This window comes from Streptomyces sp. NPDC059003, from assembly GCF_042740445.1.
Lineage (GTDB): Bacteria > Actinomycetota > Actinomycetes > Streptomycetales > Streptomycetaceae > Streptomyces.
Genome location: NZ_JBHYJH010000072.1, coordinates 16041 through 28778 on the forward strand (window position 1 = coordinate 16041; position 12738 = coordinate 28778).

The window sequence follows — 12738 nt, forward strand, 5'->3', positions numbered from 1 at the left end:
GCGACCGGGGCCGGGGCCTGCCTCGTACGGTGTACGGGACGGTCGCCCGGCCTCAGTCGACCGCCTGTCCGCGCCTACCCCGCGAAGCGGGCCTCGGGGTAGCGGGGCGAGGGTCCGTCCAGGAGGTGGTCGTCCCGGTCGCGCAGCCAGCGGTCGAAGAACGAGACCACATAGGCCCGCTGGGCCTTGACCGCGCGCTTCGGGTCGACCGTGCCTATGCCGCCCTCGACGACGTCCCGGGGCAGCCCGGTCTGCGGCAGGATCGCCGCGAGGTCCGTGTACGTCTGGTGCTTGGAGCCGCTCAGCGTGAGGTTCCGCTTCCAGCCTTCACTGTGCTTCCAGAAGGACTTCCAGGACGGCTCCGTGTGACGGTCGCTGCCCTCGCGGCCCATCAGCATGAAGGGGCGCTTCAGGCCGTGCAGCGCGACCGGCATCGTGTTCGTGCCGTTCGGCTCGGGGTTGTACTCCAGCGTGCCGTCGAGGTTGACCCCGGCCTTGATCCGCTTGTCCTCGTACATCGTCTCGGCGGCGGCGATGCCGCCCGCGGACTGGCCGAACATGCCGATCCGCCGCTGGTCGACGGCCTTGGACAGGCCGTTCGGCAGCGAGCCCAGCTGGTTCAGGACGAACTTGTCGTCGGCGACCCGGATGCCGAGGGTCTTCTTCAGGAGCTGCGACATCGTGTGGTGCTCGTCGATCTCCTTCAGGGCGTCCCGGAGCGGGCCGTCGTCCGTGACCCGGCCGTCGGGGAACTGCACCCCCGGCGTCTCATAGGTGTGGTCGACCGTGACGACGACATAGCCGCGGCTCGCCAGCTCCTCCACCAGCGATGTGCCCCACGTACGCGGATCGTTGGCCCCCGCCGAGTACAGCAGGACCGGCAGCTTGCCCCCACGGGTGTCGACCGGGGCGCCCAGCCGGGCGTGCGAGCGCATGCCCTTCCAGTCGACCGTCCCCTTCGGTATCCCGTGCGGTGACGCGGCGTCCCACTTGGCGGCCGCGCCCGGCGCCATGTACGGCGCGCGCTCGTGCCCGGCCTTCGTGCGCGCCGGATACCAGACGCTGACCATGAGCTCCCGATACGGCCGCGACGTGACCCAGGGGTCGGGCCGCGCGTGGTCGACCAGGCGGGTGGAGACCGTGCCGACGGCGTGCGGGCCGGTGGGCGCGGGCAGCTCGGGCCGCACCGCCGCCTTCGGCGCGGGGGAGCCGTCCTGCGCGAAGGCCGGGGCGGCGCCCACGGTGCCCAACGTGACAGCGGCGGCGAGACCGAGGCCCAGCAGACCCTGGCGCTGGCGGAGCCCTTGGCGGTGGCGCGGAGAACGCGCGGCGAGAAGATCCATGCCTCCATGTTGATCTCGCCCGCCGCCCGAAACCATGGGGGCCAACCGCAGAATCCCACCTGGGGGATTACCCCCAGAATGAGCTGCCGCCCGGCTACTGCCCCCGCCGCCTGATCTTGTTCCCCAGCCAGACCAGCGGATCGTACTTCCGGTCCACCGCCCGCTCCTTCAGGGGAATCAGCGCGTTGTCCGTGATGTGGATGCCCTCGGGGCACACCTCCGTGCAGCACTTGGTGATGTTGCAGTAGCCGAGGCCGTGCTCCTCCTGGGCCGTCGTCTTGCGGTCGAGCCCGGCCTCGGCCGCCGCGTCCAGGGGGTGCATGTCCAGCTCGGCGACCCGCATCAGGAAGCGCGGCCCCGCGAACGACGTCTTGTTCTCCTCGTGGTCGCGCACCACATGGCAGGTGTCCTGGCACAGGAAGCACTCGATGCACTTGCGGAACTCCTGCGGGCGGTCCACGTCCTCCTGCATCATGCGGTACTCGCCGGGGCCCAGGTCCCGCGGCGGCACGAAGGCCGGGACCTGCCGGGCCTTCGTGTAGTTGAAGCCGACGTCCGTCACCAGGTCGCGTACGACGGGGAAGGCCCGCAGCGGCGTGACGGTGATGGTCTCGTCGCGCGAGAACACCGACATGCGGGTCATGCACAGCAGCCGTGGCCGGCCGTTGATCTCCGCGGAGCAGGAACCGCACTTGCCCGCCTTGCAGTTCCAGCGCACCGCGAGGTCCGGCGCCTGGGTCGCCTGGAGCCGGTGGATGATGTCGAGCACCACCTCGCCGTCGTTGACCTCGACCTTGAAGTCCTCGAGGCCGCCGCCGTCGGTGTCCCCGCGCCAGACCTTGAATCGCGCGTCGTACGAACTCACTCGTAGAGCTCCTCTTCGGCCAGGTACTTGACCAGCTCCTCCTTGTCGAAAAGGGCGAGCAGGTCGGGGCGGATGGGGTCGGTGGTGACCTTGGTCAGGGAGATCTGGCCACGGACCGGGTCCGTCGCCGCGAGGCCGCCGGTGGGGTCGGCGAGGCGGCACAGGAGGTTCGCGCGGCGCCAGGCGCGGTTCATCCCGGGGTGGTCCTCGCGGGTGTGGCCGCCGCGGCTCTCCTCCCGCTCCAGGGCCGCCCGCGCCACGCACTCGCTGACGAGCAGCATGTTCCGCAGGTCGAGCGCCAGGTGCCAGCCCGGGTTGAACTGGCGGTGGCCCTCGACGCCGGCCCTGCGGGCCCGCACCCGCAGCTCCGCCAGCTTGTGCAGGGCGTCGCGCATCTCGCCCTCGCGCCGGATGATGCCGACCAGGTCGTTCATGGTCTGCTGGAGCTCCTGGTGGAGGGTGTACGGGTTCTCCGGCGCCGTGCCCGGCTCGGGGCCCTCGGCGCTGAACGGCCGCAGTGCCTCCGCCGCCGCCACGTCCACCTGGGGTTCGGCCACCACGGGCCGGGTGCCGAGCTCGGCCGCGTACCTGGCCGCGTACAGACCGGCCCGCCGCCCGAACACCAGAAGGTCCGAGAGCGAGTTGCCGCCGAGCCGGTTCGAGCCGTGCATGCCGCCCGCGACCTCGCCCGCCGCGAACAGCCCGGGCACGCCGTGCGCGGCGGCCGTGTCCGAGTCGACAGCGACGCCGCCCATCACGTAGTGGCAGGTCGGCCCGACCTCCATGGCCTCGGCGGTGATGTCGACGTCGGCGAGCTCCTTGAACTGGTGGTACATGGACGGCAGACGGCGCTTGATGACCTCGGTGGGCATGCGCGTGGACACGTCGAGGAAGACGCCGCCGTGCGGGGAGCCGCGGCCCGCCTTGACCTCGGCGTTGATGGCGCGCGCCACCTCGTCGCGGGGGAGCAGCTCGGGCGGGCGGCGGTTGTGGTCCGGGTCCTCGTACCAGCGGTCGCCCTCTTCCTCGGACTCCGCGTACTTCTCCTTGAAGACGTCCGGAATGTAGTCGAACATGAACCGCTTGCCCTCGGAATTCCGCAGGACGCCGCCGTCGCCGCGGACCGATTCGGTGACGAGGATGCCTTTCACCGAGGGCGGCCACACCATTCCCGTCGGGTGGAACTGCACGAACTCCATGTTCAGGAGCGGTGCCCCGGCGAGCAGCGCGAGCGCGTGTCCGTCGCCCGTGTACTCCCAGGAATTCGACGTCACCTTGAAGGACTTGCCGATGCCGCCCGTCGCGAGGACGACGCTCGGCGCCTCGATCACGAAGAAGCGGCCGCTCTCCCGCTCGTAACAGAAGGCGCCGCCGACCCGGTCGCCCTCTTTCAGCACGCGCGTGACCGTGCACTCCTGGAAGACCTTCAACCGCGCTTCGTAATCACCGAATTCGCGCTCGTCCTCCTGCTGGAGGGCGACGATCTTCTGCTGGAGGGTGCGGATCAGTTCCAGGCCGGTGCGGTCGCCGACGTGCGCGAGCCGGGGGTATTCGTGGCCGCCGAAGTTCCGCTGCGAGATGCGGCCGTCCTTCGTGCGGTCAAAGAGCGCGCCCCAGGTCTCCAGTTCCCACACGCGGTCGGGTGCCTCGCGCGCGTGCAGTTCCGCCATGCGCCACTGGTTGAGGAATTTCCCGCCGCGCAGCGTGTCGCGGAAGTGCACCTGCCAGTTGTCGCCGGAGTTCACATTGCCCATCGCCGCCGCGATGCCGCCCTCGGCCATCACCGTATGGGCCTTGCCGAAGAGCGACTTGCAGATCACGGCCGTACGGGCACCCTGCTCACGTGCCTCGATCGCGGCCCGAAGGCCCGCACCCCCGGCGCCCACCACGACAACATCCCACTGCTGCCGTTCCACTTGAGACATCGGAACGCCCCTATTTCTTGCTCGTCAGAGCAGTCTCGTCGGAAGCCATCGTCGGAATTCAGAAGAGTGCCGGGTCGTCGAAGGCGCCGGACGCGATCAGATACACGTAGAAGTCGGCGAGCGCGACGCTCACCAGTGAGGCCCAGGCGAGCAGCATGTGGCGGCCGTTCAGCCAGCCGACCATCCGCCACATCCGGTAGCGGACCGGATGCTTGGAGAAGTGCTTGAGCTTTCCGCCGACGATATGCCGGCAGGAGTGGCAGGAGAGCGTGTACGCCCAGATCAGCGTGATGTTCACGAGGAACACGAGCGTGCCGAGGCCCATATGGCCCCAGGCGTAGTGCTCGTCGCGGAAGGCGAGCACGGTGTCGTACGTGAGAATGCCCGCGACCGGCACCGCGGCGTAGAAGAAATAGCGGTGGGCGTTCTGCAGGACCAGCGGGAAACGGGTCTCGCCGGTGTACGTCGTGTGCGGTTCCGCGACCGCGCAGGCGGGCGGGGACGCCCAGAATCCGCGGTAGTAGGCCTTGCGGTAGTAGTAGCAGGTGAGGCGGAAGCCGAGCGGGAAGATCAGGATGAGCAGGGCCGGGGAAATGCCCCACCAGCTGCCGAAGATCTCCCAGTTGGGGCCGTTCTTCATCGGCTCGCAGTTCTCCGCGAGGCACGGTGAGTAGAACGGTGAGACGTAGGGCGCCTCGTAGTAGTCGGAATTGGCGAACGCCCGCCACGTCGAGTACACGATGAACGCGAGCAGTCCCGCGGCGGTCGCGGCGGGCTGCAGCCACCAGCGGTCCGTCCGCAAATGGGCAGCGGCGATCGCGGCGCGCGTGCCGTGCCGTACGCCGCCGGGGGTCGTGCCCTTCTTCAGATGGGGTTCGGTGCCAGTGGCCAACGAGGCTCCACTCCTTCGTCGACGGGTGGATGGCGGGCCCTTGAGGGCCTGCGGGGCTCGTGGGGGTGGGCCCGAGCGGGGAGGGCTAGGGCGCGTGGCGGTCGCGGGCGCCCACGCCCTCGTCGTCGGTGTCCGTCCACAGGGAGCTGTCGTACGGGGTGTCCGGGACGGGCACCATCTGGGGGCGCTCCTGGGGCTGCCGTGCTTGTGGGGGCGGGGCGGGCGTCTTCGTCGCCGCGCGCAGCAGTGCGACGCTCTCCCGGAGGTGGGCGGTGTCCATCCGGACGCGGCGGAAGTCGACGCCCGACAGCTCCGCGCCGGCCCGCTGTTCGACCTGGTCCAGGGTGCGGACCAGGGTGTCCACGCAGGCCTGAATCGCCGTCAGGTCATCCTGCAGAGCCATGACTTGCCCTCACTTCACGGGTGCGGTGGCAACGTTCACGCAAACGCTCATGCGCCTGCGAGTGTCGCGCCTCACATCCGGCTTGGGAAGGGATCTGCCGGGATTCCAGCCCAACGGGTCCGGTTCCCTCGCGGGGGCGCCCCAGTCCCGCCCCTTCCCGAACTAGGGGGCTGCGCCCCCTAGCACCCCCGCCCCATCGGCGCTCCGCGCCTCGCCCTCAAACGCCGGGCGGGCTGGATCATCGCCGCTTCGCGGCTCGTCCTCAAACGCCGGACGGGCTGAAACCTTCGCCGCTGTCGGCTGGAGTCTGCGGGGGGTCTGGGGCGACAGCCCCAGGAAAGGGCGGGTGGGTGGGGGAAAAGGGGGTCTGGGGGCGGAGCCCCCAGGGGGTTGGGCCGCACGGGTGGTGTGTGGGGGAGCTCCGTCGTGTCTACGGCGCCCGCGGCGCCCCGTCGCATTGGGTGGGGGCGATACATGTGATCAACTCAATATTTCCCCCGAATTCCGCCCAATTGCGCCATCCGCGCACGGAGGTACCCGTCATGCCCCACGACCGCGCACGGCCGCGACCGGTCCGCCCGGCGGCCACGGTCCGATCCGCCGTGTTCCTCGCCGCCGGAGTCCTCGCGCTGCCCGCCCTCGCGGGGTGCGGCTCGGGCGAGGAGACGGTACGCCCGACGGCCGGGCAGGACATCGCGCCCGCCGCCCGCGACCTGGTGGCCGACGGCGGGACCGTGAAGTGGGCGGTGGACGCCCTCCCGGAGACCTTCAACACCTTCCAGTCGGACGCCGACGCGGCCACCTCCCGCGTCGCGGGCGCCGTGCTCCCGTCGCTGTACCGCCTCGACGAGCAGGGCAGGACCGAGCCCAACGCCGACTTCCTTGAGTCCGCGAAGGTCGTCGAGCGCGAGCCGAAGCAGGTCGTCCTCTACAAGCTCAACCAGCAGGCCGTGTGGAGCGACGGCCGCGAGATCGGCGCCGACGACTTCGCCGCCCAGTGGCGGGCCCTCTCCGGCAAGGACAGCGCGTACTGGACGGCCCGCAACGCGGGCTACGACCGCATCGAGAAGATCGAGCGCGGCGCGAACAACCTGGAGGTCCGGGTCACCTTCGCCCAGCCGTACGCGGACTGGCGCTCGCTCTTCTCGCCGCTGTACCCGAAGGAGATCATGGGCACGCCCGACTCCTTCAACGACGGCGCGCGCACCAAGCTGAAGGTCACCGCGGGCCCCTTCGCCGTGCAGGACGTCGACCGCGACGCGGGCGAGATCCGGCTCCAGCGCAACCCTCGCTGGTGGGGCAGCCCCGCCAAGCTCGACAAGCTGGTCCTGCGCGAGGTGCCGCGCGACCGCCGCGCCGCCGCCCTCGCCGACGGCAAGGTCGACCTCGCCGACGTCGACGCGGACGAGGCGGGCCGCATCGCGCTCGCCGACCGCGACAAGGGCGTCCAGGGCCCGCTCGCGCACGGACCCGGCGCGGAGCTCACGCCCGCGGGGGCGCTGCGCTCCTGGGCGCGCGCCCACGGCTCCGACGAGGAGGCCGCCGACGCCGAGCAGCAGGCGCGCGAGAAGACCCAGAAGGCCGTCGAGGCCTACGTCGGCGAGCAGGAGGGCCTGCGCCGCTACGTCGTCCGCAAGTCCCTCGAACCCGCCTACACCCAGCTCGCCCTCAACGGCGCCGAAGGACCGCTCGCCGACGACCGCGTACGCCGTGCCGTGGCCCGCGCCCTGGACCGCGCCGAGCTTGCGGAAACGGTTCTGAAGCCGCTCGGCCTGCCCGCCCGCCCCGTCGGCAGCCATCTCGCGCTCGCCGGGCAGGAGGCGTACGAGGACAACAGCGGCGCGCTCGGCGACCAGGACACCGCGGAGGCGCGGGCGCTGCTCGCCGACGCCGGCTGGACCCCCGGCGGCCCGGTCACCGAGAAGAAGACCGAGGACAGCGCCAAGAAGAAGGAGGGGGAAGGCGAGGGAGAGGGGGAGAAGGAGAAGACCGCCGGAGGCGAGTCCGATACCGGCGAGGCGGCCGACGACGGCACGTACATCGTCGGCGACGACGACCAGAAGCCCGGCGACAGCGGCACCTCGGTGCTCGCCCCCGCCCCGGCCGCCGCGTACCAGCGGGCCGTGCTCCTGCACCAGGCCGACGCGCTCGGCGCGCCCCGCGAGGCCGACAAGGAGAAGCGGAAGGACCCGGGCGGCCACGCCAAGGAGCACGCGCGCGGCGGCGCCCCGGGCGCGTACGCCCCGAAGGGCACGGCGGCCCCGAAGGACGGCGCCCACAAGCACGACAAGCACGACAAGAACGACGAGAGCAGCAAGAAGGATAAGGGCGACAAGGGCGGCAAGGGCGGCAAGCGCGACGCCCGGACCGGCGTCGGCGGCCCCCTCGCCAAGGACGGCAAGGCGCTCACGCTCCGCTTCGTGCTGCCGTCGGGGGACGGCTCGGAGGCGCTGCGCAGCGTGGCCGACCGGATCTCGCGGATGCTGGACCGCATCGGCGTCCGCACGGAGGTCGCGAAGGTCGCCGACGAGAGCTACTTCAAGGACCACATCGCGTCGGGCCAGTACGACCTGGCCCTGTACTCGTGGCCCGCGTCCGCCTTCCCCGCCACCGACGCCCGCCCGATCTTCGCCAAGCCGGTCCCGGCCGCCGACGGCTCCCTGAACGTCGAACAGAACTACACGCGCGTCGGCACCGACCACATCGACCAGCTCTTCGACCAGGCGCTCGGCGAGCTCGACGAGGGCGAGAACCGCTCCCTGGTGAAGCAGGCCGACGCCCGGATCTGGGCGGCCGCGGGCTCCATCCCCCTCTATCAGCGCCCCCAGCTGGTGGCGGCGAGACCGAACCTCGCCAACGCGGGCGCCTTCGGCTTCCAGACCCCGCTGTACGAGAACATCGGCTTCCTCAAGCCGGGAGCCAAGCCGAGCGAAAGCCCGTCCGGCGATTGAGGACGGGCCCGCAGGGCGATGAACGGCGCCCCCGGAGGGCTGGCGGAACCCCGCCCTCCGGGGGCGCCGGAGGTCCCGCCATGCCGCCCCCGGCGAGGCCACGTAGGATGGGGTAAGGCCGAGGCGTGTGTCTGCCCGGCAGGGCCGCGTACCAGAAGAGAACAGTACGCGCAGCCAGACCACTCATCCCGGGAGAAGCGCAGCTCGCATGCCCACGCGCCACGACATCCGTAACGTCGCCATCGTCGCCCACGTCGACCACGGCAAGACGACCATCGTCGACGCCATGCTCAAGCAGGCGGGCGCCTTTGCCGCGCACGCCGCAGAGTCCCTCGACGACCGCATGATGGACAGCAACGACCTGGAGCGTGAGAAGGGCATCACGATCCTGGCCAAGAACACCGCGGTCAAGTACCACCCGAAGGACGGTGGCGAGCCGATCACGATCAACATCATCGACACCCCCGGCCACGCCGACTTCGGCGGCGAGGTCGAGCGCGGTCTGTCGATGGTGGACGCCGTCGTCCTCCTGGTCGACGCCTCCGAGGGTCCGCTCCCGCAGACCCGCTTCGTGCTCCGCAAGGCCCTCCAGCAGCGGCTGCCCGTCATCCTCTGCATCAACAAGACGGACCGTCCCGACTCGCGCATCGACGAGGTCGTCAACGAGACGTACGACCTCTTCCTCGACCTGGACGCGGACGAGGACCAGATCGAGTTCCCGATCGTCTACGCCTGCGGCCGTGACGGCGTCGCGTCGCTGACCAAGCCGGAGGACGGCACGGTCCCGGCCGACAGCACCAACCTGGAGCCGTTCTTCTCGACGCTCCTGGAGCACGTCCCGGCCCCCGAGTACGACGAGGCCGCCCCGCTCCAGGCCCACGTCACCAACCTCGACGCCGACAACTTCCTCGGCCGCATCGCGCTGCTCCGCGTCGAGCAGGGCGAGCTGCGCAAGGGCCAGACCGTCGCCTGGATCAAGCGCGACGGCTCGATCTCCAACGTCCGCATCACCGAGCTGATGATGACCGAGGCGCTCACCCGCAAGCCCGCCGAGAAGGCGGGCCCCGGTGACATCTGCGCGGTCGCGGGCATCCCGGACATCATGATCGGCGAGACCCTGGCCGACCCGGAGAACCCGATCGCGCTCCCGCTGATCACGGTCGACGAGCCCGCGATCTCCATGACGATCGGTACGAACACCTCGCCGCTGGTCGGCCGCGGCGGCACCGGCAAGGGCGCGGACGCCAAGTCGGCCGTCAAGGACCGCAAGGTCACCGCCCGCCAGGTCAAGGACCGCCTGGACCGCGAGCTGATCGGTAACGTCAGCCTCCGTGTCCTGGAGACGGGACGCCCGGACGCCTGGGAGGTGCAGGGCCGTGGTGAGCTGGCGCTCGCCATCCTGGTCGAGCAGATGCGCCGTGAGGGCTTCGAGCTGACCATCGGCAAGCCCCAGGTGGTCACCCAGGAGATCGACGGCAAGACGCACGAGCCGGTCGAGCGCATGACCATCGACGTGCCCGAGGAGCACATGGGCGCGGTCACGCAGCTCATGGGCGTCCGCAAGGGCCGCATGGACAACATGTCCAACCACGGCTCCGGCTGGGTGCGCATGGAGTTCGTGGTCCCGTCCCGCGGCCTCATCGGCTTCCGTACGGAGTTCCTGACGCAGACCCGCGGCACGGGCATCGCCCACTCCATCCACGAGGGCCACGAGCCGTGGTTCGGCACCCTGCAGACCCGCAACAACGGCTCGCTGGTCGCCGACCGCGCCGGTGCCGTCACGCCGTTCGCGATGATCAACCTCCAGGAGCGCGGTGTGCTGTTCACCGAGCCCGGCACCGAGGTGTACGAGGGCATGATCGTCGGCGAGAACTCGCGCGCCGACGACATGGACGTGAACATCACCAAGGAGAAGAAGCTCACCAACATGCGTGCGGCTTCCGCGGACAACACCGAGAACGTGGTGCCCCCGCGCAAGCTCTCCCTGGAGCAGTCCCTGGAGTTCTGCCGCGACGACGAGTGCGTCGAGGTGACCCCGGAGGCCGTCCGCATCCGCAAGGTGAACCTGGACCAGCGCGAGCGCGCCCGCGCCGCGTCGCGTGCCAAGCACGGCTGAGCCGTCTGAGGGTGGCCCAGCCACCTGACGTTCACGCACGGGAGGCCGGTTTCCCCCGTTCCGATGGGAACGGGGGAAACCGGCCTCTCGCATTGCCGCAGGCGGTACGGTGTCGCCCGGCCGCCGCCCCCTCCCGTCGCCCCCGCGTCCGCCGTCGCCCGCAACCGGTTTTCCCCGGCGAAGCGTCCGAAATGCGGACTCCGTTGACCGTTAGATGGGTAACACGTCCGTTTCGCAACCATCTATCTCGGATCGGTTTGTCCGGATTTTGGAAGTTGTACGAAGCAGGTGTGATTGAACCGAGACCAAAAGGGTGTGGTCGGGCCGTATCTCATGGCTAATAGTTGACCGCGTATAGCTCGGGTCAATGGGTCACGCGCTGTGGGGAGCGCCGACTCACGAGCACACTGGGGTACTCGATCTTCGCCGTCAGGGGTGGCGGCGCTGTCTCACGTACCCCCTCTTGTAGTGGACAAGTGGACTCATGAGGAGGAACCCCATGCGTGGTGCCAAGAGCGCCAAGTGGGTCGGGGGTGCGGTTGTCATCGCCCTTGCCGCGACGGCCTGTGGCGGCGGTGACAGCGGTAGCGACGACAAGAACCGGGCGATCGACAAGAACGGCACCTTCGTCTACGCGAGTGGCGAGCCGCAGAACCCGCTGCAGCCGGCGAACACCAAGGAGGCGTACGGAAGCGACGTCATCCACACGCTGTTCACCGGCCTCGTCGACTACACGCCGGGCACCGGCAAGCTGGTCAACATGAACGCCCAGTCGGTGACGCCGTCCAAGGACAACAAGACCTGGACGGTCAAGCTCAAGCCGGGCTGGAAGTTCCACAACGGCGAGAAGGTCACCGCGCAGTCGTACGTCGACGCCTGGAACTGGGCGGCCTACACCCCGAACAACCAGACCAACAGCTCCTGGTTCGCGGACATAGCGGGTTACACCGACGTCCACCCCGAGAAGGGCAAGCCGAAGACCGACAAGATGTCGGGTCTGAAGGTCAAGGGCGAGAACGAGTTCACGATCACGCTGACCACGGGTCTGCCGTACTACGCGTACAAGCTGGGCTACGAGGTCTTCTCCCCGCTGCCCTCGGGCTTCTTCAAGGACCCGAAGGGCTACGGCGAGAAGCCGGTCGGCAACGGCCCCTACAAGTTCGTCAGCTGGGACCACAAGAAGTCCATCAAGGTCAAGCGCAACGACGCCTACCAGGGCCCGAACAAGGCCAAGAACGGCGGCGTGACCTTCAAGAACTACGCCTCGCCCGACGGCGCGTACAAGGACCTGGTCTCCAACAACGTCGACTCCATGGCCATCGTGCCGGACGGCGAGCTGGCCAACTACGAGCAGGACCTGGGTGATCGCGCGATCAACCAGGACTTCTCGATGATCCAGACGATCGCGTTCGCCCGCTACACCAAGCAGTGGAAGAACATCAACCCGAAGGTCCTCCAGGGCCTGTCGATGGCGATCGACCGCGACACGATCATCAAGACCGTGCTCAACGGCACCCGTGAGGCCGCGACCGGCTGGGTGGCCAAGGGCGTGATCGGCTACAAGGCCGGCGCCTGTGGCGAGTACTGCAAGTACGACCCGAAGAAGGCCAAGGACCTCATCAAGGCCGGCGGCGGCGTCCCGGACAACAAGATCTCCATCCAGTACAACGCCGACCAGCCGCACAAGGGCTGGGTCACCGCCGTCTGCAACAGCATCAAGCAGGCGACCGGCGTCAACTGCGTGGGCGACCCGAAGACCGACTTCCAGGCCGACACGCAGACGCGTGACGCCAAGAAGGTCAAGTCGATGTACCGCTCCGGCTGGGTCCTCGACTACCCGTTCAACGGCAACTTCCTGCGTGACCTCTACGGCACCGGTGTCGGCGGCAACCAGTCCGGCTACTCGAACCCGGACTTCGACAAGCTGACCGCGAAGGCCGACAAGGCGCCGACCATCGAGAAGTCCGCGGAGCTCTACAACGAGGCCGAGACCAGCCTCCAGAAGAGCTTCCCCTCCATCCCGCTGTGGTACGGCAAGTTCCAGACCGGCCACTCCACCAATGTCTCCGGTGTGAAGTTCGATCAGCAGGCCAGCCCGATCTTCACTGAAGTCCAGGTGTACAAGAAGTAGTTCGCGAGGGCCAAGCCCGTGGTGGGGGCCCCCGCGTGGCGGGGCGAGCGCGGGGGGGGGGGGACCGGACCGGGGGGTGGATGGGGGGGGACGGAGGGGCGGCGGGGCGGGC

8 protein-coding genes are annotated in these 12738 nt (G+C 69.5%); 3 read left to right on the top strand and 5 right to left on the bottom strand.

Translation table 11 applies throughout. The features are described from left to right. Window positions 1-74: 74 nt before the first annotated feature. From ACFWZ5_RS24110 to ACFWZ5_RS24130, 5 genes are all read right to left on the bottom strand, one after another. Window positions 75-1343, bottom strand: coding sequence for an alpha/beta hydrolase family protein (locus ACFWZ5_RS24110; RefSeq protein WP_384798999.1), 1269 nt, complete (start codon window positions 1341-1343; stop codon window positions 75-77). A 94-nt stretch (window positions 1344-1437) separates the two neighbouring features. After that, on the bottom strand, window positions 1438-2208 hold the full coding sequence (locus ACFWZ5_RS24115; RefSeq protein WP_384799002.1) for a succinate dehydrogenase/fumarate reductase iron-sulfur subunit: 771 nt from the start codon (window positions 2206-2208) through the stop codon (window positions 1438-1440). Then, complete coding sequence (locus ACFWZ5_RS24120; RefSeq protein WP_384799005.1) at window positions 2205-4133, bottom strand: fumarate reductase/succinate dehydrogenase flavoprotein subunit; 1929 nt, start codon at window positions 4131-4133, stop codon at window positions 2205-2207. The genes ACFWZ5_RS24115 and ACFWZ5_RS24120 overlap by 4 nt, the downstream gene beginning before the upstream one ends. 58 nt (window positions 4134-4191) lie before the next feature. Then, window positions 4192-5025 (bottom strand): hypothetical protein, encoded by an 834-nt coding sequence (locus tag ACFWZ5_RS24125; RefSeq protein WP_384799009.1) that lies wholly within the window; start codon window positions 5023-5025, stop codon window positions 4192-4194. Between the two features lie 85 nt (window positions 5026-5110). Next, window positions 5111-5428, bottom strand: a complete 318-nt coding sequence (locus ACFWZ5_RS24130; RefSeq protein WP_384799012.1) for a hypothetical protein — start codon at window positions 5426-5428, stop codon at window positions 5111-5113. Window positions 5429-5970: 542 nt separating this feature from the next. Here ACFWZ5_RS24130 and ACFWZ5_RS24135 point away from each other — a divergent pair. The 3 genes from ACFWZ5_RS24135 (at window position 5971) to ACFWZ5_RS24145 (ending at window position 12626) form a co-directional block, all read left to right on the top strand. Beyond that, a complete protein-coding gene (locus tag ACFWZ5_RS24135) occupies window positions 5971-8379 on the top strand; it encodes an ABC transporter family substrate-binding protein (RefSeq protein WP_384806166.1) in 2409 nt (802 codons plus the stop codon). A 208-nt stretch (window positions 8380-8587) separates the two neighbouring features. Further along, entirely contained in the window at window positions 8588-10495 is a 1908-nt protein-coding gene (gene typA, locus ACFWZ5_RS24140; RefSeq protein ID WP_384806164.1) for a translational GTPase TypA, read from the top strand. A 499-nt stretch (window positions 10496-10994) separates the two neighbouring features. Beyond that, window positions 10995-12626 carry an ABC transporter substrate-binding protein gene (locus tag ACFWZ5_RS24145; RefSeq protein ID WP_384805647.1) on the top strand — a complete coding sequence of 544 codons (1632 nt, stop codon included), beginning with the start codon at window positions 10995-10997 and terminating at the stop codon, window positions 12624-12626. The last annotated feature ends 112 nt before the right edge of the window (window positions 12627-12738 follow it).